Source organism: Ensifer sp. Root558 (assembly GCF_001427045.1).
Lineage (GTDB): Bacteria > Pseudomonadota > Alphaproteobacteria > Rhizobiales > Rhizobiaceae > Ensifer > Ensifer adhaerens.
The window spans coordinates 1,129,838-1,150,736 of the sequence record NZ_LMGC01000001.1; the positions used below are offsets into that span (position 1 = coordinate 1,129,838).

A 20,899-nucleotide genomic window follows, 5' to 3' on the forward strand; every position below is an offset into this window, starting at 1 on the left:
CCCGAATCCAAACACCCGGCAAGAGCGGTTCATGCTCGTGACCGGGTAGCCCAAACGTCCTGTTTGCAAGAGTGCCCGGCACCGCCGCAGATCGCACCATCGCGACCTCAATTAGCTTTAGGTTGCCTTCTTGCCGTCAATTTTGGTCAAAGGATGACGTGCACTGCACAAATCCTGATGCGATGATTAAGACACCATTATGGTTAAGAGACCGTTACCGTCGTGTGTCTTTGCAGTATCACCCGGCGGTCGGAACTTAAGCGTTGCCGAGTACGTTCCTAGGGATGGCCCAACGAACGACAGGACAACGAAGCGAAGGAAAGTCCTCACCGGACCTTGATCCCCGGGACCGATTGATCCTCGCCCTTTGCGCCGAGCTCAAGGCCGAGCGGGAAACCCGCGCCGCCCTGGAGGACGCACTCGCCCACGGCGTCGTGTCGCTGGAAATCCTCCAGGCCATCATCTCCGATCCGGTTCCCGTGGTGACCGAGGAGGACATTGTTCGCATCGAACGGGTCCTCGCCCTCGATGCGGCCCGGTCCGCAATTCTGGCTAAGGACGCGCCGACCGTCCGGGGTCTCCGTGGAGGCGGGTGATGGCGTCCCTTCGCAGCCCGCTTGCCGAATACAACAAACGCCGCAACTTCGGCGAGACGCGCGAACCAAAGGGCAAGCTTGGTCGCGGCCGGTCCGGCCGCATGCGCTTTCTCGTGCAGAAGCATGACGCCACCCGGCTCCACTACGACTTGCGGCTGGAATGGGACGGTGTCTTGAAGAGCTGGGCGGTCACCCGCGGACCAAGCCTCAATCCGGAAGACAAGCGACTAGCTGTCAGAACCGAGGATCATCCGCTGGCCTATGGCGATTTCGAAGGCACAATCCCCGAAAAGCAATATGGCGGCGGCACCGTCATGTTGTGGGACAGCGGCTGGTGGGAGCCGGAAAACGATCCGGACGAGGGCTTGCGCGAGGGCAAGCTGACATTCCATCTTCACGGTCAGCGGATGCAAGGCGGGTGGGCATTGGTGCGGATGCGGTCACGCCCCGGTGAAAAGCGCGAGAACTGGCTGCTGATCAAGGAGGGTGACGAAATTGCCGCCGAGGATGGCAACGTTCTGCTGGAGAACCATCTGACGAGCGTCAGCACCGGCCGCACCATGGCCGAGATTGCCGATGGGAAGGGCGAACGCAAGAAGCATGTCTGGACCTCAAAGGGGGAGGACAAGGAGGCGAAGGCCGTGACAGTCAAAACATCCAAAACCGCAACGAAGCCCAAGGACAAAGCAGCAAAGCCGGCAAAGGCGAAGCAAGCCATATCGGACGAAACCGTGCTTGGGGTGCGCATCACTCATCCGGATCGCGTCCTGTTTGCTGACCAGGGCATCAGCAAGCTCGATCTCGCCCGCTACTACGCCGTCGTCGCCGATCGCATATTGCCCCATGCCGCCGAGCGTCTCCTGTCGCTCGTGCGTGCGCCGCAGGGCGTGAAGGGTCCGCGCTTCTACCAGAAACATGCGAGCGACGGTTTTCCCGACGAGATCAAGGAAGTCCCCGTCGAGGAAAGCTCCGGCGAAACGGAAAACTACATGTATGTGCGCGACGCCAAGGGGCTGGTCGCTGCGGTCCAGATGGGCACGCTGGAGTTCCATATCTGGGGATCGCATGTCGACAAGCTGGAGATCCCCGATCGACTGGTCTTCGACCTTGATCCTGACGAGGGTCTCGACTTCGAGATGGTCAAGGGTGCGGCCGTGGCCTTGCGCGATGCGCTCGATGAGATCGGGCTGAAATCGGCTCCGATGGTCACGGGCGGCAAGGGCGTCCATGTCATCGTGCCGCTGACGGCCCGCGCCAGCTGGCCGGAAGCCAAGGCCTTCGCCAAGACCTTTGCGCAAGGTTTCGCCGATCGCGAACCGGACCGGTTCATCGCCACCATGTCGAAGGAAAAGCGCAAAGGACGCATCTTCATCGACTGGCTGAGGAATGAGCGCGGCGCGACCGCCATTGCCCCCTACTCGACCCGGGCGCGCGCTGACGGACCGGTGGCGACGCCCATCAACTGGGATGAACTTGCCGATCTCAAGTCGGCCAACAGCTTCCACATCCCGGACATCCTCGAGCGGATCGAAAATGGCGCAGACCCCTGGCAGGATGTGTCCAAGATCAGGCAATCCCTGACCAAGACGATCCTGGGCAAGATCGGCGTGAACGAGGCGGACTAGGCCGCCGACGCCCCGCGCAATCCCTCGATCCACGAACGTAATGCCGTCCCGATCGCGTGCGGATGATCCTCCTGCAGGTAGTGCGCGCCCGCGCCGAGTTTCACCAGGCGGCAATTCGCAAGCTCGTCGGCATAAGCTTCCGCCTCCGCCGGTGAGATGAGCGCACCAGGGTCGCCCGAGAACAATAGCTTGGGATATCCTGAGGCGCGAAGCGTGGCGTGATCTGCCGTACTGATAGCGTAGAACTCAGAAGGCGCGCCCTCGATCGGCAGTTCACGCGGCAGGCGCAGCACGGGGCGGCGGGAAGATGGATCCGGAAACGGTGCCCGATAAGCAGCCATTTCCTCGTCGTTCAGTTGACGCAGGATCGCGTTCGGTACGACCCGTTCGATGAAGACGTTTTCCTCCAGGATCAGCCGCTCGCCGACGCCTTCAGTTCGGAACGCCCTGAACAGTTCGCGGGCCTGAGGCTTTTGATGAAACGCCTCATAAGTTTCAGCCGGCCGGATATATTCCATGAAGGCGAGGCCGAGCACCTTCTCCCGATTGAGTGCGGCAAAGTGGAAGGCAAGCGCCGTTCCCCAATCCTGCGCGACCAGGAAAAGTGGACCGGGAGCGACCTTTTCGATGAAGGCTTCGAGATAGCGGAACTGGTCGAGGAAGGTGTAGTCGATGTCGGGCTTGTCGGATTGGCCATAGCCGATCAGATCCGGTGCAACGCAGCGCCCGACCGGTGTCACATGCGGCAAGATGTTCCGCCAGATATAGGACGACGTCGGGTTGCCGTGGAGAAACAGGACCGTCGGTCCCGTGCCTTTTTCGATATAGGCCATCGACGATCCGAAAATGTCGACGAATGACTTGCCCGCTGCGAATGCCTCTTCACGCATGCTTCCCTCCATCAAACACGGTTGAAAAAACGATCGTCCTGAACGTTGCAAGCGGCGCCGGGCTGCGATCGACCTTCATGCGCAGCATGGCCCCCTGCCAGGCGCTGAGCAGGAAGTCGGCAAGCTCGGCCGCCGAGCCGAGCGGAGCGATTTCGCCCTTCTCCAGCCCTTCGGCGATGCAGGCCTCGAAGGGACCGCGCCAGGTCGCAAAGAGTTTCGACAGATGCGCCCTGAGCCGTTCATTGTCGAAGGAGGCTTCGAGGCTGAGATTGCCGATCATGCAGCCGCGGCTGTAGTCGGCGTCAGCCAGCTTGCCGGTGATGAGGTCGATGTAGCGACGCAACCGGTCGACGGAGCGCACGCTTCTGTCGCCAAGCGCCTCTTCCACGAGGCCCGAGACATAGGCGAAGTAGCGATCGAGCACCTCGATGACGAAGTCTTCCTTGGACGTGAAGTGATTGGTGAAGGACCCAGGACGGGCGCCCGCAGCCTCGACGATGTCGCGTACGCCGGTCCCGGCGTAGCCTGTGTTCCATACGAGCTGATCGCCCGCCTTCAGAAGATTTTCGCGTATCGATTTTCTGGACATGGCGAAATAATACGTACGTACGTATTATTGTCAATGCACTGAATCGAATGCAGTGAAAACGCGCGTCCACCAACGAAAAACGCCCCTGGAAGGGGCGCCGTGTCTCCGTTCGACTGAAGGAGAGCTCTAGCCCGCGCTCTCCTTCGCATGATGGAATTTGTAGGCGAGCGCCTCGGGCAGCCGCCGTGGCCGACCCTGGCCGTTGATCACGGCGATGATCACCTTGGCGGCGATCAGCAACTGCTCGCCGCGGCGGATCTCCTGCTGCAGCACCATCTTGGCGCCGCCGGCCTTCTCGGTGACGGTGGTAATCGTCAGGATGTCATCCATGCGCGCCGGCAGCTTGAAGTCGATCTCCATGCGATGGACGACGAAGACGAGGCCTTCGCTGTCGCCCTCGATCGCCAGCGTTGCCTGCTCGACGCCGAGCAGCCGCAGGAAATCGGTGCGGGCGCGCTCCATGAAATGCAGGTAGCGGGCGTGATAGACGACGCCGGAAAAGTCGGTGTCTTCGTAATAGACGCGCTGGATCAGCTGATGGCCGTTTTCGGTCAGTTCGCCTGCGAGCGAAATCAGGGACATACTTTTCTCCGAAAGAATTTCCCGTTTCCTGTGCAGGAACAAAAAGCCGTTTGCAAGCATTGCAGCCTTGTCACAATCCTATCCTATCACGTGACGGACTTCCTTTGCGATCAGGAGAACGTGCATGAAGATTGCGATTCTCGGCGGCGACGGTTTCGTCGGTTGGCCCACGGCCCTTCATTTGTCCGATGCCGGTCACGACGTTCATATCCTCGACAATCTCTCCCGCCGATGGATCGATACGGAACTGGGCGTGCAATCGCTGACGCCGATGGATTCGATCCAGGAACGCACGCGTATCTGGCATGCCGAAACCGGCCGGCGCATCCATTTCAACCTGATCGATCTCGCCCGCGACTACGAACTCCTGAAGAACTGGCTCGCCGACCATCGCCCTGACGCCATCGTGCATTTTGCCGAACAGCGTGCCGCGCCCTATTCGATGAAGAGCGACCGCCACAAGAACTACACGGTCAACAACAACGTCAACGCCACGCACAATCTTCTGAACGCGCTGGTCGAACTCAGCCTCGACGCCCACCTCGTGCATCTCGGCACCATGGGCGTCTACGGCTACTCCACCATCGGCGCGGCGATCCCCGAGGGCTATCTGCCTGTCGGCATCGAAACGATGGGCGGCGAGACCGTCAGCCAGGAGATCCTCTACCCCTCCAATCCCGGCTCGATCTACCACATGACCAAGTGCCTGGATCAGTTGCTCTTCCAGTTCTATGCCAAGAACGACGGGCTTCGGATCACCGACCTGCACCAGGGCATCGTCTGGGGTACGCATACCGAGCAGACGCGCCGCCACGCCCAGCTCATCAACCGCTTCGACTATGACGGCGACTATGGCACCGTGCTCAATCGTTTCCTCATCCAGGCGGCAATCGGTTATCCGCTGACCGTGCACGGCACCGGCGGCCAGACCCGCGCCTTCATTCACATCCAGGATTCGGTGCGATGCATCGAGCTGGCGCTCACGAACCCACCGGCGCGCGGCAGCCGTGTCGAGATCTTCAACCAGATGACCGAGACCCACCGGGTGCGCGATCTCGCCGAAATGATCGCCTCGATATCGGGGGCCGAGATCGCCCGGTTGCCGAACCCGCGCAAGGAAGCTGCCGAGAACGAACTCGTCGTGCACAACGAGAAATTCCTGAGCCTCGGTCTCAACCCGACGCGGCTGCAGGACGGATTGCTTTCGGAAATCGTCGATGTCGCCAAGAAATTCGCCTATCGTGTCGACAGAACGCGCGTGCCCGCCGTCTCCGCCTGGACCAAGGACATCGCGCCGCTGATCAACCACGACCCAGAGGGCAAGCGGCTGAAATCCGTTTCATGACATCGAACGATCCTTCGGAGGGGCTCCGCCCCTCCTCGCCTCCCCAAGCCGACCATGCCTATGTGACGCTCGTCACCAATGCCGATTATGCGCTTGGCGCCCGCGCACTGGCGCGCTCCATAACACGCACGGGCACGAGGGCCGATATCGTCGTGCTGCACACGGGCGGCGTTTCTGTCGATGTACTGGCGCCGCTTGCCGAATTCGGCTGCCGGCTGGTGGAGACCAACCTTCTGCCGCTTTCCGACGCCTTCAACGCGCGCCACCAGCGCCGGAACGTGCATGATAAGGCGCCCTTCACGAAAGGCCGAAAGCCCGACTTCCACTCGCCGCTCGACAACTTCTGCAAGCTCCGGCTCTGGCAGCTTACCGAATATCGGCGCTGCGTCTTCATCGACGCCGATGCGGTCGTGCTCCGGAACATCGACCGGCTGTTTGCCTATCCGGAATTCTCCGCTGCCCCCAATGTCTACGAAAGCCTTGCGGACTTTCATCGGCTGAATTCCGGCGTCTTCGTCGCCGAACCGTCAATGGCGACCTTCGACAGGATGATCACCCAGCTTGATGCGCCGGACGCCTTCTGGCCGCGCACCGACCAGACCTTCCTGCAAGCCTTCTTCCCGGACTGGCACGGTCTGCCAGTGACGATGAACATGCTGCAATATGTCTGGTTCAACCTGCCCGAACTCTGGGACTGGGGCTCAATCGGCGTGCTGCACTACCAGTATGAAAAGCCCTGGGAGACGGATCATCCGCGCAGGGAGGCCCTGCAGCCGCTTATCGATCTCTGGCATGGCTACCTGACAGGAGACGATATTCCGGACATCGCATCGCTCACCAACCCGGTCCGCCGATGACCCGCGTGCTTGTCTCCGGCGGCACGGGCTTCGTCGGCCGCTTCATCGTCGAGCATCTGCTGCAGGCGGGGTACGAGGTTGTGATCGGCGGTCGCACGCGGGGCCCAAACACCTTCTTCAGCGGGCCTGTTGGTTTCGTGCCCCTGTCGCTCGATCCGACGAGCGATCACAGCGCGGCCTTTGGCAATGTCCAGTGTTTCGTCCATGCCGCCTTCCAGCACATCCCTGGCCGATATCGAGGCGGCGAAGGCGATGATCCCGAGAGCTTCCGCCGCGCCAATCTCGATGGTTCGGTCCGGCTTTTCGAAACGGCACGCGAACAGGGCGTAGGTCGCTGCATCTTCCTGTCGAGCCGCGCCGTCTACGGAACGCACCCAGCAGGCGCCGTGCTGTCGGAGGGATCGACCTGCCATCCCGAGAGCCTCTATGGCGCGCTCAAGCTTGCGGCGGAGCGGCAACTAGAACTGCTGGGCACGGACGACTTCAGGACAGCAAGCCTACGCGTCACCGGCGTCTACGGAGCACCGGGCAACGGGGCGTCGCACAAATGGCAGGCCCTGTTCGACGACTATCTGCAGGGCCGCCCGGTTGCACCGCGGGCCGGCACGGAAGTGCATGGCGACGATGTCGCAGCCGCCGTGCGCCTCGTGCTCGAAGCGGAAACGCGCCGCTTGCCGGTTTCGGTCTTCAACGTCTCCGATATCCTCGTCGACAACAGCATCATTCTGGAAATCGTTCGCCAAATCACCGGTTGTATGAACGACCTGCCCGAACCGGCCGCATTGACCGAATTCAACGCGATGGACTGTGGCCGTCTGCGCGCGCTCGGCTGGACGCCGGGCGGGCTCCCGCGGCTGCACGAGACGATCGAAAAGCTGCTCGGCTGAGACCCTGCGTAGAGCCGTTCTGTGTCGATCAAGGACTCCTTTAAGGAGTATTAATTTACAATTTAATACCCCAGGTTGCCGCCGAAAATCCGAGCTATCTTGGCTGCGCGGAACGGTTCCGGTCCGTGCAAAAAGCTCAACCCTCCCGTCGATCGACGGCGCTTCGAAGGAAATCAATCATGCCTATCGAGACGTTGAATCCTGAAGTCTGGAAGCTTGTCGGCACTTTGAACGGTGAATGGAAAACGAATGGCGGCAAGGATTTCGGCTGGGGCACGGTCAAGACCTCATCGCAAACCTTGACTGCAAACGCCTTGCTTTCGGTCTACAAGCTGATGCGCGGCAACCAGAATCTGACGCGCGACTACTACCTCGTCGTCGGGGATGTCTATCACGGCATCCAGGGTTCGCCGTCCACTCCGTCGTCCAACTGGGTATCGGTCGGCTTTTACGCCAATCACATGAAGCTGCGCCTCGAGACGAACTCGCAGCAGGCGCGGCTCGTAACGTTCGGGCCGAACAGCACCGTCGAGCAAGCGACGATCAGTTTCTCGATCGGCGGCGAACTCAGCGCCGAATACAGCAAGGAAGGCCCGAAGGGCGGCGCCTCGCTCAGCGCCAATGTCGGTGTCAGCTTCACGGCCTCCGAGGTTTCGTTTGCGGCACGCCCCGCAACGCAATCGATCGAGTGGCAGGCGAGATTGCCCCATGTCGGCTGGGTTTCGGCGGGAGTGCCGGCAAATCCCGGTCGCCCGTCCTATGCCGGTTACATCTGGAATGCGGCCGCGATCATCGAGGTCCCGCAAGGCGCGACGCCCAACTTCAAAGGGCGCTTCGAAGTGGACTTCGAGTTCAATTGGACGCGCGGCATTCGCAAGCGGTCGTTCACGCCCGAGATCGATCTCGTCTACCAGTCCCTTACCAGGACGGGCACCAGCGACATCGAGGTTATTCCGCCGCTGCCGACGATACTGGAGACATTGCGCTCCCTCGCCTCTTCGACCGGTCGGGACGGCAAGACCGACACCTTCCTGGCAGCGCTGGAAAACTCTCGTGTGATCGATGCGCTCGGCGACAGCAATCTTGACCAGATCGTCATCGCGCCAACCAACCTGGCCGTCCAGACTTACTTCGACCAGCACCCGCAAATCGCGCTTGAGGCCGTTTCGCCGGCAAACCAGGCCTGGCTCGATAGCTGGGTCGCCGAACGGATCATCAGCACACCGCCCGGCTCTGTTGAACTGGCAACACTCAGTGCGTCGGTAAAGAGCATGAGCGAGGGGGAATGGTACCAGTGCGCGGACGGCCTGCTGCTGGTCACCGACACCTATGAGGTGGCGTCCGGCCTGCGGGGCGCAGTGCGAAGCGGAGCCATCAGGGCCGCCTGACGCACCGTGACAAACGGGCGCCCTGCTCGGCTCAACAGAGCGGGCGGGCGGAAGCAAACAGGCCTGGCGTCGTCTTGATGCCAGGCTCTTTCAGCGCAAGACCGAACGAACCTGGAATTTGTCGCTCAGCCGAGATCGATCACCACGATCTCCGGCGGCATGCCGAAGCGAACCGGCGCAAGCGAGCAGCCGAGACCGCCGGAAACGATCAGATTGCAATCGTTCTCGGTCACATGGCCGTAGGCGTAACGCTCGCCGAAACGCGAGGGCACGACCGGCGCATAGCCGAGAAACCGCACCTGGCCGCCATGGGTATGGCCCGACAGTGTCAGCGCGACACGCGACGGAACACGCGGGAACACATCCGGCTCATGCGCCATGAGGATGACCGGATCGGTATCGCTCACCTGGGCGAGCGTACCATCGAGATCGTCGAGACCGCTCATGCGCTTGCGTTGCCACTTCTTGCCGGGCACCAAGGCAAGCTGATCTTCGAGGCCAGCGATCCAGAAGCCCTGCCCCTCCTTCTCCAGTCTCACCGCCCGGTTGCTATAGACGTTGATGCCGACGTCCTGCAGCGCCTTGTGCCCGAAGGTCGGCCCGCCGCCGTTCTTCTGCGCGGTCCGGTCTTCCCACCAGTCATGATTGCCCATGACCGCGTGGACGCCGAGCGGCGCCTCGAGTGTGGCCAGCGCCTTCGACCATTCGCTGGAATGCACATAGCTGGTGACGAGGTTCATGCCGGCCACATAGTCGCCGAGCAGCAGCGTGATATCGCCGCCAAGGCTGTTGGCCTGCCGGCAGATCGAAGCGATACGGCTTGCCGGCATCCAGGGCTCGCACGCGTGGATGTCGGTGAGCACGACGGCGCGCAGCTTGAGGCCTGGTGTCCAATTGGGTGGCGTCAGTTTGTATCGGGTGACGTTCAGCCGGGCCAGAGGTTCGACGGCAAAGGCGTAGCCGCCCAGTGCCGCCATGCTGACGATACCGCCGCCGATCAGTTTCAACAATCCGCGGCGGCTGATCATCTAGTCGTCGTCCTCTAATGTCAGGCGAAACTGGGTCGCCTCCATCTCCTTGGGGGGATTAAGGCCGATATGTTTCCAGGCATTGGCGGTCAAAATACGGCCGCGCGGCGTGCGTTGGATGAAGCCCTGCTGGATCAGATAGGGCTCGATGATGTCTTCGATCGCATCACGCGGCTCCGAAAGGCCCGCAGCGATGGTCTCGATGCCGACGGGACCGCCGCCAAAGTTCTGCGCGATCATGAAGAGGTAGCGCCGGTCGAGCTGGTCGAGGCCCATATTGTCGACGAGCAGCCGCGTCAGCGCCTCGTCCGCGAGCTCCTTGGTCACGGCTTCGGCACGCGCCACTTCGGCGAAGTCGCGCACCCGGCGCAACAGCCGGCCGGCGATGCGCGGCGTACCGCGGGCGCGGCGGGCGATCTCGCGGGCGCCGTCGTCGGTCATGCCGAGGCCCATCAGCCGGGCGCCACGCCGGACGATCGATTCCAGCTCTTCGACCGTGTAGAAATTGAGCCGCACCGGAATGCCGAAACGGTCGCGAAGCGGCGTCGTCAGAAGCCCGAGGCGGGTGGTTGCCGCCACCAGCGTGAACTTCGACAGGTCGATCTTCACCGACCGCGCCGCCGGGCCTTCGCCGATGATGAGGTCGAGCTGGAAGTCCTCCATCGCAGGATAGAGGATTTCCTCGACGGCCGGATTGAGCCGGTGAATTTCGTCGATGAAGAGCACGTCGCGCTCTTCGAGATTGGTGAGCAGGGCTGCGAGATCGCCGGCCTTGGCGATCACAGGGCCGGAGGTCGAGCGGAAATTGACGCCGAGCTCCTTGGCCATGATCTGCGCCAGCGTCGTCTTGCCGAGCCCGGGAGGGCCGACGAAGAGCACGTGGTCCAGCGCCTCGCCGCGATTTTTTGCCGCCTCGATGAAGATCTTCAGGTTGGCGCGCGCTTCCGCCTGGCCGGTGAAGTCATCCAGCGTCTGCGGGCGCATGGTCGCATCGAGGTCTTCACCGCGCTTTTCCGGCGTTATCAGGCGTGCGGCGTCAGTCATGCGTTCGTTCCATTCGGTCGGGCAGCTCAGCGCTGCAACCCGTCATCATGCCGGGCACGATGCGTTCTGCCTTCTGTGCCCGGCCAAGGCAAGCGTTCATCGCGCCAGCTCTTTCAGGCCAAGGCGAATGAGCTTGGCGCTGTCGCCGCCTTCGCCGCCGTTCTTCAAGGCCGCAGCAACGGCATTGGCCGCCTGGTCGCGCGAGTAGCCGAGATTGGTGAGCGCCGAAACCGCATCGGAAACCGGCGCGGAGGCGACGCCTTCGCCAAGCTCCTGCTTGAGGCCGATCGAGGCCGACATCTCGCCGGCGAAGGACGGCGCCTTGTTCTTCAGTTCCGTGACGATGCGCACCGCCACCTTGGGCCCGACACCGGGCGCACGGGAGACGGAGGTCTTGTCCTGCAGCGCGATCGCATTGGCCAATTCCCCCGGCGTCAGGGTGGAAAGCACGGCCAGCGCCACTTTCGAGCCGACCCCCTGCACGCTCTGCAACAGCCGGAACCATTCCCGCTCCAGCGCCGTCAGGAAGCCGAACAGCTTCAACTGGTCTTCGCGCACATACGTCTCGATGAAGAGCACCGCCGCCTCGCCCGCCGATCCGAGCCTGGACAGCGTGCGCGCCGAACAAAAGGCAACGTAGCCGACGCCATGCACATCGAGCACGACGTGATCCTCGGCGATCTCGTCGATGGTACCCTTCAATTTGCCGATCATGTGGCGTCTCTCGCGGTGGGTTCTGGATGGTCACCGGACCATCGGAAATTATCGTGTCGGGCGCAACTACGCCATCAATGCGGCAAGCCGGCTCGTCACCGATTGCCGGTTGTGGGCATGGCAGATAGCGATCGCCAGTGCGTCCGCCGCATCGTTGCCCTTGAACTCGGCCTTCGGCATCAGAACCTTCAGCATCATGTGGATCTGCTGCTTCTCGCCATGACCGACGCCGATCACCGCCTTCTTGACCGCGTTCGGCGCATATTCGGCGACCCTGAGGCCTGCTCGTGCCGGCACCAGCATGGCGATGCCGCGCGCCTGGCCGAGTTTCAGCGTCGCTGTCGCGTCCTTGTTGACGAAGGTCTGCTCCACCGCCGCCTCGTGTGGCTGATAGCTGTGCACCACCTCGGCAAGGCCGTCATGCAGCTGGCAAAGTCTGGAGGCGAGGTCCATGTCGCCATCCGACGTCACCGTGCCCGAGGCGACGAAACGCAACGAATTGCCGAGCGTCTCGATGATGCCCCAGCCGGTACGACGGAGCCCCGGATCGATGCCGATGATGCGAATCGTGGTCTGCATGAATTTCACCCTATGATGTCAGTCCGGACGCTGCCAGCAAAAAGTGAACAAAACAAAAACATACGCACAGTGGAGGCGCGGCCCCAGGTTTTCTTCGGCACCGCCCTTGGATTGAGGAAAATTGAGCTTACATAGCCTTGCATCAATTTCTCTCAATAAAGGCCTTTGCCATGGCGACTTTCTCCGTCCTCGATCTTTCCCCGATCACTGAAGGCGGCAGCGTCGCCCAATCGCTGGAGAATTCGCGCCGTCTGGCCCAGGCGGCCGAGGAGAACGGCTACACCCGCTTCTGGCTGGCCGAACATCACGGCATGAAGGGCATCGCCAGTGCGGCGACCTCGATCGTGATCTCGCACGTGGCGGCAGCGACGAAGACGATCCGTGTCGGCTCCGGCGGCATCATGCTGCCGAACCACTCGCCGCTTGTCATCGCCGAACAGTTCGGAACGCTCGCCGCCCTCTACCCCGGCCGCATCGACCTCGGCCTCGGCCGTGCGCCCGGAACCGACATGCGCACCGCCCAGGCCCTCCGACGCAACATGGAGGCGAGCGGCAACAACTTCCCGAACGACGTCGTCGAACTGCAGGCACTGCTCGGCCCCGTCGCCGAGGACCAGAAGATCATCGCCGTGCCCGGCGCCGACACCAATGTGCCGATCTGGCTGCTCGGCTCAAGCCATTTCAGCGCCCATCTCGCCGGCATGCTCGGCCTGCCCTTCGCCTTCGCCTCGCATTTCGCGCCGGACATGCTGCTCTCGGCGCTGGAGATCTACCGCGAGCGCTTCACCCCCTCCGAGACCCTTGCCAAGCCGCAGGTGATGGTCGGCGTCATGGGGGTTGCCGCCGATACGGACGAGGAGGCGAACTACCTCTTCACCTCCATGCAGCAATCCTTCGTGGCCCTGCGCCGCAACGCGCGCGGGCAGTTTCCGCCGCCGGTCCAGTCGATGGATGGGCTTTGGAGCTATGACGAGAAGATCTTCGTCGACCATTCGATGATGTATGCGGTGGTCGGAGGGCCACAGACGATCCGGCGCAAGATCGGGGCGTTCCTCGAGCAGACAAAGGCCGACGAACTGATCATCTCCATGCCGATCTTCCACATGCAGGCGCGGCTGAATTCGCTTCGCCTCTTCGCCGACGCCCAGCGCGATCTCGCCAAGGCGGCGTAAAGCCGGCCGATCAGATCGCCCCGAAAGCGGGTGCGATCTCTTCCAGATTGGCAAAGAACCGATCCGGCCCGAGCCCTTGCAGGAAGACCGGGTCGGCATAGCCCCAGGCAACCGCACCGGCCGCCACGCCCGCCTTTCGCGCCGCATCGATATCGCGCGCCTCGTCGCCGATCGCCAGGATGCGAGCCGCATCGAGGCCGGAGTGCCGGATCGCACGCTTGAAGTGCTGTGCCTTGCCGAAAAGCGCGGCACCGCATTCGAAGAGGTCAATCGTCGCTGCCGCTTCGCCGAGTGCGGCGCGAATACCCTGCTCCGCGTTCGAACTCACGATCGCAATGCCGATGCCCGCCGCCTTCAATTTCCAGAGAAGCTCAGCGGCGCCCGGAAACAGCCGGACGCTTGCCGCTTCAGTCGCCATGGCACGGCGCATGAAGGTGGCGATCTGCGGCAGTTTCCAAACGGGCACGCCGAGATGCGCGATGATCTCGCGGCTGCCCATGGTGCGCAACGACTGGAACTCCTCGACCGAGAGTTCGCGGAAGCCGTAGCGCCGTGCAGCCGCGTTGCACGCCGTCATGAAACTCGCCGCCGTATCGGCAAGCGTGCCGTCGAAATCGAAGATCGCGAATTCATAGGTCATCGGGCCATCCAAAGAAAAACCCGCGGCCTTTCGGACGCGGGTGAAAATTCTGCGAGCGACGGTCGTCCCAATCAGGCCGACAGCTTCGCCAGGATCTCGTCCGAGACTTCGAAGTTCGAATAGACGCTCTGGACGTCGTCGTCGTCTTCAAGGATGTCGATGAGCTTCATCAGCGACTGCGCCTTTTCTTCATCGACCGGAACGGTGTTCTGTGCCTTCCAGATCGCCTTGACCGTTTCGGCTTCGCCGAGCGTGTCTTCGAGCGCCTTGGACACTTCGCCGATCGCTTCGAAACCGCAGATGATCGTGTGGCCGTCCTCGTCGGTGGTGACGTCGTCGGCACCCGCTTCGATCGCCGCATCCATCACCTTGTCGGCGTCACCGACGGAGAGCTTGTAGGTGATCTCGCCGACGCGATCGAAGGAGAAGGAAACCGAGCCGGTTTCGCCGAGCGCGCCGCCGGCCTTGGTGAAGGTCGAGCGCACGTTCGAGGCGGTGCGGTTGCGGTTGTCGGTCAAGGCTTCGACGATAACGGCAACGCCGCCCGGGCCATAACCCTCGTAGCGGACTTCTTCGTAGTTCTCCGCGTCGCCGCCGGAGGCCTTCTTGATCGCCCGTTCGATGTTGTCCTTCGGCATCGACTGCGCCTTGGCGTTCTGGATCGCCAGGCGCAGGCGCGCGTTCATCGCGGGATCGGGCATGCCCGACTTGGCGGCAACCGTGATTTCGCGCGCGAGCTTGGAAAACATTTTCGAGCGCACCGCATCCTGACGGCCCTTGCGGTGCATGATGTTCTTGAACTGTGAATGGCCAGCCATGGCACCCTCTGCATGCATTAATTTGAATGGAATGGGGCGCCTTATAGTTTTATTGCCGCTTTCCGTCCAGCCGGGGGGCGGTTTTTCAGTTGGCAGAGACCTGCGCGCGGCTCAAGAGGAAGCTGTGTCCGTCGTCACGGCGGCAGGAAAGGCCAGTGCGTTCCGACACGCAGGAGAACGGCCGTCGCGACCAGCTTTGCCCATAGTCGAGCACAGTCCCAGTCGAACAGCAGCTGGGATCGCCGACGGCGTGATTGAGCGTGGCGGCTCCCGCCCGGCCAAGGGTCGCCCTGACATAACGCGGCGCGACGATATCGCAGGCCAGCTCCGGACCGCCATCGGCGGGCTGATAGACGGACGTGCCGCCAGCCGGCGTGTAGATACAGCCGATATTGCCCGAGGGCATCGCGAAGATCTCCGGCTCACCCGCCGGTCGGACCGTGGTCTCCGGCTGGCTTTGCGGCTGTTGCCCCTCGGGAGACGGCATGCGCGGCGGCGGCGCGCCACCGGCCTCGGCAAGAGTCGAGAAGGAGAGAAAGAACGATACGCCAACCACGAGCAACTTCATCGGGCGATCCCAGGATGTTCAAACGCCCTTGAGGATATAAATCAGTGGTTTGCTTGGCAAGGAACGCAGGGATACTTTGATACTGGCGCTGTCGGCGTAACGCTTGTCGTAGTCGTCGCCGAACATGTCCAGAAAGGCGTCGATCGGCGGGCCACGGCGGTGCATCGGCAGGATCAGCGAGGCGCGCAGCCGGCTGACCACCCGGCTCATGCTCTCGGCACCCATGGTCAGGCCGCCATCGACAGGCACCATGAGCACGTCCAGCCGGCCGATCTGGCTGTAGTGGCTGTCGTCGAGTTCATGGTGCAGATGGCCCAGATGCCCGATGCAGAGATCCGCCACCTCGAAGATGAAAATCGAGTTCCCGTCGTGCTCCATGGCGCCGCCGCCGGCGCGGATGTCGGTCGTCACGTTGCGGATGTAGGCGTCGCCGACCACGAGATCGTGGCGCGCCGGTTGGCCGCTATCGCTCCAGCCGTGCAGCACGGTCTTGATCGCCGGATCCGGCGTCAGCGTGTAGTGGCTCGAATGCGCCTTGTTCATGGTCGCGACCGTCGGCGGCATCGACGGTGCATACCAGCCGCTATAGTCGGTTGCGATCAAGACGCCGCCGGGCGTCTCGATCAGGAAGGTGGAATGGCCGAGATAGCTGATTGTCACCTCGCCGGCCGTCGTCTGCCCCTTGGTGGCAGCCGCGGGCGTGAAACTGGCAAAAGTCGCCTGGGGGAGCGTTTCGGCGATCGCCTGGCATTGGCTGACAGGGCGCGGCTGTTGCTGCGCATGGGCGACCGATGGCCAGAACGCGTGGATGAACCATATGGCGGCGAATGTGTAGACAAAGTACCGGAGCATCAGCCTTCACCTCTCTCACTTGCCGCCTGACCTCGGGCCTTGGGGGCACGCGGCGGGCAGGTATTGAACAGCGAATGGAAGCCTTTGCCTTCGCTCGACCGAACGGTGGCGTCACGGGGCGCGGAAAGAATTGTTCAAGGGCCCGGCCACGTCCAGTTACAAACGGCAGGCGGTGCTCACGTTTACGTCACCGGCCCTAAGGCCGATAAGGCAACGATAGCCTCGTCAAAGCCAAATGCCCCGGAATTGCTGCCGGGGCATTCGTCAGGTTATCGTCGGGCCTGCCCTATTCGGCCGGGTGCGGCGCCGGTTCGCTCACCGCCGCCTTGCGTCGCCGGAACGACCGGAGCGCGACGTAGAACACCGGCGTCAGGAACAGGCCGAGGAACGTTACCCCGAGCATGCCCGAAAACACCGCCGTGCCGAGCGACTGGCGCATTTCGGCACCCGGGCCGGTCGCGATCATCAGCGGCACCACGCCGAGGATGAAGGCAAAGGCGGTCATCAGGATCGGGCGCAGGCGCAGCTGGCTCGCTTCCACAGCCGCCTCGATCGGCGTCTTGCCCTCGTCTTCGCCCTGCCGCGCGAACTCGACGATCAGGATCGCGTTCTTGGCTGCAAGACCGATCAGAACGATGAGCCCGATCTGGGTCAGTACGTTGTTGTCGAGCCCGCGGATGAACACCCCGACCAATGCGGCCAGCACGCCGAGCGGCACGATCAGGATGATCGCCAGCGGCAGAACCCAGCTTTCGTACTGGGCCGACAGCGCCAGGAACACGAAGACGACCGACAGTGCGAAGATGAACACCGCGGTGTTGCCTGTCTGGCGCTCCTGGTAGGCGAGTTCCGTCCACTCGAAGGTCGTGCCCTGCGGCAGGATCTGGGCGGCGAGCGCCTCCATCTTGTCGAGAGCCGTACCCGTCGAGACCCCGACCGCAGGGTTACCCTGGATCGGCACCGAGACGTACATGTTGTAGCGCTGCACCAGCGTCGGACCGGCCGTATCCTGGATCTCGACAAGCGTACCCATCGGCACCAGCGCACCGGTTGCCGAGCGCACCTTCAGCGCCAGGATGTTGTCGCGCTCGACGCGGTACTGCTGGTCGGCCTGCGCCCGCACCTGGTACACGCGGCCGAAGGCGTTGAAGTCGTTGACGTAGGACGTACCGAGGTTGATCGACAGCGCCTCGAAGATGTTGGGGATCGGCACGTTGAGTGTGCGCGCCTTGTCGCGGTCGATCGCCAGGAAGTATTGCGGACTGGAGGCCGAGAAGGTGGTGAAGACCCCGGTCAACCCTTCCGTCTGGTTGGCAGCGCCCATTATCTGGTAGGCAAGCCCGAGCGCGCGGCGCATGTCGGAGCTCTGCCGGTCCATGATCTGCATCTTGAAGCCGCCGGAGTTACCGATGCCGCGCACCGAGGGCGGCGGCACGGCGATGATGAAGGCTTCCTGGATGCTCTGCAGGCTGCCATAGAGCTGGCCGATGATCTGGTTGGCCCCCTGCCCGTTCTTCAGCCGCTCTTCGAAGCTTTCGAAGGAGGCGAAGACCACGCCCGAATTGGACGCGTTGGTAAAGGTCGCACCGTTGAAGCCGGCAAAGGCGACAGCACTTTTCACGCCCGGCACGTCCTGGATGATCTTCGAGGCCCGCTTGACGACGGCGTCCGTCCGGTCGAGCGAGGCGCCGTCCGGCAGCTGGATGACGACGATCGCATAGCCCTGGTCCATGGTCGGCACGAAGCCGCGCGGCACGATCTGCGCCATGTACCAGGTGGCCCCCAGCAGCCCGACGAAGACGAGAAGGGCCGCGGCCAGCGCCACCTTCGTCGAGACGAGCTTGCGCACGACCCATGCATAGCCCGACGCCATCCGGTCGAAACCGTTGTTGAAGCCGTTCGCCAAGGCCTTGCCGAAGCGCGTCAGCGGATTGCGGCTTTCATGATGGCCGTTCTCGTGCGGCTTCAACAAGATAGCCGCCAGCGCCGGTGACAGTGTCAGCGAGTTGAAGGCGGAAATCACCGTTGCGACCGAGATCGTCACGGCGAACTGCAGGTAGAACTGGCCGGCGATGCCGGGGATGAAGGCCGTCGGCACGAACACCGCGGTCAACACCAGCGAGATCGCGATGACGGCCGCCCCCACCTCGTCCATGGTCACATGCGACGCCTCGCGCGGGGTCATCCCTCGCGCGAGATTTCGCTCGACATTCTCGACCACCACGATCGCATCGTCGACGACGATACCGATCGCCAGCACCAGGCCGAACAGCGTCAGCATGTTCAGCGAGAAACCGAAGGCATAGAGGAAGGCGAAGGTGCCGACGAGTGACACGGGGATGGCGACGATCGGGATGATCGCCGTGCGCCACGATTGCAGGAAGACGAGAACGACGATGGCAACGAGAATGGCCGCCTCGGCGATCGTCTTGTAGACCTCGTTGATCGATTCCGAGATGAACTCTGTCGGGTTGTAGACGATGCGGTATTCGAGCCCGTCAGGGAAGTCCTTGGAAACGTCGGTCATCACCTTCTGGATCTGCTCGGCGGCGTCGAGCGCATTGGTGCCCGGCCGCGAGAAGATGCCGAGCGCCACCGCCGGGCTGCCGTCGAGATAGCTGTTGTTGACGTATTCGCGAGCACCGAGCTCGACACGCGCGACGTCCTGCAGCTGCACGAGGCGACCGCTTTCCGTCGCCTTGACGATGACATAGCGGAACTGCCGCGCGTCGCTGAAGCGGCCGTCCGTCGTGACCGTGTACTGGAACGCGCTGTCGCCCGGCGCCGGCGGACCACCGATCGAACCGCCGGAGACCTGCACGTTCTGCTCGCGCAAAGCCTGCACCACGTCACCGGCCGTCATGCCATAGGCCGACAGCTTCTCCGGATCGAGCCAGACACGCAGCGCATATTCGCGCTCGCCGAACAGGATGACGTCGCCGACGCCATCGAGCCGGACGAGCAGGTCGCGAATGCGGGTGCGCGCATAGTTCGAGACGTAGAGTTGGTCATAGCGTTCGGTCGGCGACAAGAGATGCACGACCATCATCAGGTCGGGCGAACTCTTGGCCGTGGTGATGCCGATCCGCCGGACTTCTTCCGGCAGCCGCGGCTCCGCGATCGACACGCGGTTCTGTACCAGCACTTGTGCCTGGTCGAGGTCGGTGCCGAGCTTGAAGGTGATCGTCAGCGCCATCGAGCCGTCGGCGGTCGAATAGGAGGACATATAGAGCATGTTCTCGACGCCGTTGATTTCCTGTTCGAGCGGCGTCGCGACGGTGTTGGCAACGGTATCGGCGTCAGCACCCGGATAGGCAGCGCGAACGACGATGGTCGGCGGGGCGATTTCCGGGTACTGCGCCACGGGAAGCTGAAAATAGGCGATACTGCCGACGATCAGCAGCACGATCGACAGCACCGACGCGAAGATCGGCCGGTCGACGAAGAAGTGAGCAAACCTCATTGCGCCGCCCCCGCTGCTTGCGCTTCGGGGGGAAGCTGCACCGTCTCGGGCTTCACCTTGGTGCCGGGCCGCGCCCGCATCAGACCGTTGACGACAATGGTCTCGTCGCCGGTCATGCCGGAGCGGATGACGCGGTAGCCATGCAGCTTCGGGCCGAGACGCACGGGCTTGGTCACCACCGTTCCATCCCCGGTCACCTCATAGACGATGCGCTCGTTCTGGTCGGCGCCGATCGCTTCGTCCGGAATGAGGACGGCCTTGTAGGTGTTCGAGCCTTCGATCTGCACACGGCCGAAGAGACCGGGCTGCAGCACGAGGCTCGGGTTATCGAGACGGGCGCGCACGCGCATCGTGCCGCTCTGCGGATCCACGCGGTTTTCGGCGAAGTCGAGCTTGCCCTTGAACGGCTCCTCTTGCGAGTCGGCGATGGTGACCAGCACTTCGAGCGAGCCGCCGCCTTCCTGCAGCGCGCTGCCGCGCTCGCGCGCGACCCGTGCATAGGAAAGCAGCCGCCGTTCGTCGACGTCGAAGTAGAAATCGATCGGGTCGAGCGACACGATCGTCGTCAGCACCGTCTGGTCAGCCTGGACGAGATTGCCCGTCGACAGCAGGCGCCGGTCGACGCGGCCGCTGAGCGGCGCGGTGATGGTGGTGTAGTCAAGGTCGAGCTTGGCACGCTCGACCGCCGCTTCCGCGCCGCGCACCAGCGCCTGCGCCGACAGGAGTTCGCGGCGATGATCGTCGAGCGTCGAGACCGAAAGCGTGCCGGTGCCCGTCAGCGATTGCGTCCGCTTGAACTGGGCCTCGGCGAATTCCAGCGACGAGCGCGCCGATTCCAGCGTCGATTCGGCCTGAGAGAGAGCCGTACGATAGGGCCGCTGGTCGATGACGAAGAGCTTGTCGCCCTTCTTCACCAGGGCGCCATCGGTGAAATTGACCTCGTCGAGATAGCCGCCGATGCGGGCGCGAACCTGCACCTCGTCGACGGGCTCGAAACGGCCGATGAACTCGTCGCTGTCGATGACGTCCCGCACGACCGGCTTGGCGACGGTCACCACGGGCAGTTGCGCGTCCTGCGCCTGGGCACCGATTGCGGATAGAAGGGAAAGAGAAGCGCCGACGATCATCGGCAAATGCCACTGAGACAACATGCATGCCCTCCGAATGCACTTGGATCACGAGGGGCAGCCAATCGACCAGACCACCGCGATCGCTTTGAATATTTCAGAGCGGGGCCTGTGCGCAAAACAGCCGCATTACCC

The 20,899-nt window shown here is 62.9% G+C and carries 20 protein-coding genes; 7 read left to right on the forward strand and 13 right to left on the reverse strand.

Annotation, left to right across the window (positions count from 1 at the left end; translation table 11 throughout):
• Positions 1 to 284 precede the first annotated feature (284 nt).
• Positions 285 to 596 carry a hypothetical protein gene (locus tag ASD63_RS05580; protein ID WP_051659728.1) on the forward strand — a complete coding sequence of 104 codons (312 nt, stop codon included), beginning with the start codon at positions 285 to 287 and terminating at the stop codon, positions 594 to 596.
• The gene (gene ligD, locus ASD63_RS05585; RefSeq protein WP_034806240.1) at positions 596 to 2,221 is read left to right on the forward strand and encodes a non-homologous end-joining DNA ligase; all 1,626 of its coding nucleotides are present in this window, start codon (positions 596 to 598) and stop codon (positions 2,219 to 2,221) included. Before ASD63_RS05580 ends, ligD begins: the two co-directional genes overlap by 1 nt.
• Here ligD and ASD63_RS05590 read toward each other — a convergent pair.
• The 3 genes from ASD63_RS05590 to ybgC form a co-directional block, all read right to left on the reverse strand.
• Positions 2,218 to 3,111, reverse strand: coding sequence for a haloalkane dehalogenase (locus tag ASD63_RS05590; RefSeq protein WP_034806237.1), 894 nt, complete (start codon positions 3,109 to 3,111; stop codon positions 2,218 to 2,220). The genes ligD and ASD63_RS05590 overlap by 4 nt on opposite strands.
• On the reverse strand, positions 3,104 to 3,700 hold the full coding sequence (locus ASD63_RS05595; RefSeq protein ID WP_034806234.1) for a TetR/AcrR family transcriptional regulator: 597 nt from the start codon (positions 3,698 to 3,700) through the stop codon (positions 3,104 to 3,106). The genes ASD63_RS05590 and ASD63_RS05595 overlap by 8 nt, the downstream gene beginning before the upstream one ends.
• Before the next feature lie 126 nt (positions 3,701 to 3,826).
• Complete coding sequence (ybgC, locus tag ASD63_RS05600) at positions 3,827 to 4,282, reverse strand: tol-pal system-associated acyl-CoA thioesterase (protein ID WP_034806232.1); 456 nt, start codon at positions 4,280 to 4,282, stop codon at positions 3,827 to 3,829.
• A gap of 124 nt (positions 4,283 to 4,406) precedes the next feature.
• Between ybgC and ASD63_RS05605 the strand changes: the two genes are divergently transcribed.
• The 4 genes from ASD63_RS05605 to ASD63_RS05620 all read left to right on the forward strand — a co-directional run bounded on the left by ASD63_RS05605 (position 4,407) and on the right by ASD63_RS05620 (position 8,759).
• The gene (locus tag ASD63_RS05605; protein WP_034806229.1) at positions 4,407 to 5,627 is read left to right on the forward strand and encodes an NAD-dependent epimerase/dehydratase family protein; all 1,221 of its coding nucleotides are present in this window, start codon (positions 4,407 to 4,409) and stop codon (positions 5,625 to 5,627) included.
• Complete coding sequence (locus ASD63_RS05610) at positions 5,624 to 6,484, forward strand: glycosyltransferase (protein WP_034806225.1); 861 nt, start codon at positions 5,624 to 5,626, stop codon at positions 6,482 to 6,484. Before ASD63_RS05605 ends, ASD63_RS05610 begins: the two co-directional genes overlap by 4 nt.
• The gene (locus ASD63_RS05615; protein ID WP_034806222.1) at positions 6,481 to 7,371 is read left to right on the forward strand and encodes an NAD(P)-dependent oxidoreductase; all 891 of its coding nucleotides are present in this window, start codon (positions 6,481 to 6,483) and stop codon (positions 7,369 to 7,371) included. Before ASD63_RS05610 ends, ASD63_RS05615 begins: the two co-directional genes overlap by 4 nt.
• Positions 7,372 to 7,550: 179 nt before the next feature.
• Positions 7,551 to 8,759, forward strand: a complete 1,209-nt coding sequence (locus tag ASD63_RS05620) for a hypothetical protein (RefSeq protein ID WP_034806219.1) — start codon at positions 7,551 to 7,553, stop codon at positions 8,757 to 8,759.
• 125 nt (positions 8,760 to 8,884) lie between these two features.
• Here ASD63_RS05620 and ASD63_RS05625 read toward each other — a convergent pair whose 3' ends face one another.
• The 4 genes from ASD63_RS05625 to ruvC form a co-directional block, all read right to left on the reverse strand.
• Entirely contained in the window at positions 8,885 to 9,787 is a 903-nt protein-coding gene (locus tag ASD63_RS05625) for a metallophosphoesterase (RefSeq protein ID WP_034806217.1), read from the reverse strand.
• Positions 9,788 to 10,831, reverse strand: a complete 1,044-nt coding sequence (gene ruvB, locus ASD63_RS05630) for a Holliday junction branch migration DNA helicase RuvB (RefSeq protein ID WP_034806214.1) — start codon at positions 10,829 to 10,831, stop codon at positions 9,788 to 9,790.
• Between the two features lie 96 nt (positions 10,832 to 10,927).
• Positions 10,928 to 11,545, reverse strand: coding sequence for a Holliday junction branch migration protein RuvA (gene ruvA, locus ASD63_RS05635; protein ID WP_034806211.1), 618 nt, complete (start codon positions 11,543 to 11,545; stop codon positions 10,928 to 10,930).
• Positions 11,546 to 11,611: 66 nt separating this feature from the next.
• Positions 11,612 to 12,124, reverse strand: coding sequence for a crossover junction endodeoxyribonuclease RuvC (gene ruvC, locus ASD63_RS05640; protein ID WP_034806209.1), 513 nt, complete (start codon positions 12,122 to 12,124; stop codon positions 11,612 to 11,614).
• 170 nt (positions 12,125 to 12,294) lie between these two features.
• On the opposite strand from ruvC, the gene ASD63_RS05645 reads away from it, so the two are divergent.
• Positions 12,295 to 13,296, forward strand: coding sequence for an LLM class flavin-dependent oxidoreductase (locus tag ASD63_RS05645; protein WP_060528878.1), 1,002 nt, complete (start codon positions 12,295 to 12,297; stop codon positions 13,294 to 13,296).
• Between the two features lie 10 nt (positions 13,297 to 13,306).
• Here ASD63_RS05645 and ASD63_RS05650 read toward each other — a convergent pair whose 3' ends face one another.
• From ASD63_RS05650 to ASD63_RS05675, 6 genes are all read right to left on the reverse strand, one after another.
• Positions 13,307 to 13,936 (reverse strand): HAD hydrolase-like protein, encoded by a 630-nt coding sequence (locus ASD63_RS05650; protein WP_034806206.1) that lies wholly within the window; start codon positions 13,934 to 13,936, stop codon positions 13,307 to 13,309.
• 71 nt (positions 13,937 to 14,007) lie between these two features.
• Positions 14,008 to 14,754, reverse strand: coding sequence for a YebC/PmpR family DNA-binding transcriptional regulator (locus ASD63_RS05655; RefSeq protein ID WP_034806204.1), 747 nt, complete (start codon positions 14,752 to 14,754; stop codon positions 14,008 to 14,010).
• Between the two features lie 85 nt (positions 14,755 to 14,839).
• Positions 14,840 to 15,322, reverse strand: a complete 483-nt coding sequence (locus ASD63_RS05660; RefSeq protein WP_127889460.1) for a hypothetical protein — start codon at positions 15,320 to 15,322, stop codon at positions 14,840 to 14,842.
• 18 nt (positions 15,323 to 15,340) lie between these two features.
• The gene (locus tag ASD63_RS05665; protein WP_082572778.1) at positions 15,341 to 16,177 is read right to left on the reverse strand and encodes an MBL fold metallo-hydrolase; all 837 of its coding nucleotides are present in this window, start codon (positions 16,175 to 16,177) and stop codon (positions 15,341 to 15,343) included.
• Positions 16,178 to 16,460: 283 nt separating this feature from the next.
• The gene (locus tag ASD63_RS05670; RefSeq protein ID WP_034806200.1) at positions 16,461 to 19,637 is read right to left on the reverse strand and encodes a multidrug efflux RND transporter permease subunit; all 3,177 of its coding nucleotides are present in this window, start codon (positions 19,635 to 19,637) and stop codon (positions 16,461 to 16,463) included.
• On the reverse strand, positions 19,634 to 20,788 hold the full coding sequence (locus ASD63_RS05675; RefSeq protein WP_034806198.1) for an efflux RND transporter periplasmic adaptor subunit: 1,155 nt from the start codon (positions 20,786 to 20,788) through the stop codon (positions 19,634 to 19,636). Before ASD63_RS05675 ends, ASD63_RS05670 begins: the two co-directional genes overlap by 4 nt.
• Positions 20,789 to 20,899: the final 111 nt, after the last annotated feature.

Excerpts from the sequence above, each read along its gene's own strand:
- ASD63_RS05580 (WP_051659728.1), top strand. The coding sequence starts at position 285 with ATGGCCCAACGAACGACAGGACAACGAAGCGAAGGAAAGTCCTCACCG.
- ligD (WP_034806240.1), top strand. The coding sequence starts at position 596 with ATGGCGTCCCTTCGCAGCCCGCTTGCCGAATACAACAAACGCCGCAAC.
- ASD63_RS05590 (WP_034806237.1), bottom strand. The coding sequence starts at position 3,111 with ATGCGTGAAGAGGCATTCGCAGCGGGCAAGTCATTCGTCGACATTTTC.
- ASD63_RS05595 (WP_034806234.1), bottom strand. The coding sequence starts at position 3,700 with ATGTCCAGAAAATCGATACGCGAAAATCTTCTGAAGGCGGGCGATCAG.
- ybgC (WP_034806232.1), bottom strand. The coding sequence starts at position 4,282 with ATGTCCCTGATTTCGCTCGCAGGCGAACTGACCGAAAACGGCCATCAG.
- ASD63_RS05605 (WP_034806229.1), top strand. The coding sequence starts at position 4,407 with ATGAAGATTGCGATTCTCGGCGGCGACGGTTTCGTCGGTTGGCCCACG.
- ASD63_RS05610 (WP_034806225.1), top strand. The coding sequence starts at position 5,624 with ATGACATCGAACGATCCTTCGGAGGGGCTCCGCCCCTCCTCGCCTCCC.
- ASD63_RS05615 (WP_034806222.1), top strand. The coding sequence starts at position 6,481 with ATGACCCGCGTGCTTGTCTCCGGCGGCACGGGCTTCGTCGGCCGCTTC.
- ASD63_RS05620 (WP_034806219.1), top strand. The coding sequence starts at position 7,551 with ATGCCTATCGAGACGTTGAATCCTGAAGTCTGGAAGCTTGTCGGCACT.
- ASD63_RS05625 (WP_034806217.1), bottom strand. The coding sequence starts at position 9,787 with ATGATCAGCCGCCGCGGATTGTTGAAACTGATCGGCGGCGGTATCGTC.
- ruvB (WP_034806214.1), bottom strand. The coding sequence starts at position 10,831 with ATGACTGACGCCGCACGCCTGATAACGCCGGAAAAGCGCGGTGAAGAC.
- ruvA (WP_034806211.1), bottom strand. The coding sequence starts at position 11,545 with ATGATCGGCAAATTGAAGGGTACCATCGACGAGATCGCCGAGGATCAC.
- ruvC (WP_034806209.1), bottom strand. The coding sequence starts at position 12,124 with ATGCAGACCACGATTCGCATCATCGGCATCGATCCGGGGCTCCGTCGT.
- ASD63_RS05645 (WP_060528878.1), top strand. The coding sequence starts at position 12,295 with ATGGCGACTTTCTCCGTCCTCGATCTTTCCCCGATCACTGAAGGCGGC.
- ASD63_RS05650 (WP_034806206.1), bottom strand. The coding sequence starts at position 13,936 with ATGACCTATGAATTCGCGATCTTCGATTTCGACGGCACGCTTGCCGAT.
- ASD63_RS05655 (WP_034806204.1), bottom strand. The coding sequence starts at position 14,754 with ATGGCTGGCCATTCACAGTTCAAGAACATCATGCACCGCAAGGGCCGT.
- ASD63_RS05660 (WP_127889460.1), bottom strand. The coding sequence starts at position 15,322 with ATGAAGTTGCTCGTGGTTGGCGTATCGTTCTTTCTCTCCTTCTCGACT.
- ASD63_RS05670 (WP_034806200.1), bottom strand. The coding sequence starts at position 19,637 with ATGAGGTTTGCTCACTTCTTCGTCGACCGGCCGATCTTCGCGTCGGTG.
- ASD63_RS05675 (WP_034806198.1), bottom strand. The coding sequence starts at position 20,788 with ATGTTGTCTCAGTGGCATTTGCCGATGATCGTCGGCGCTTCTCTTTCC.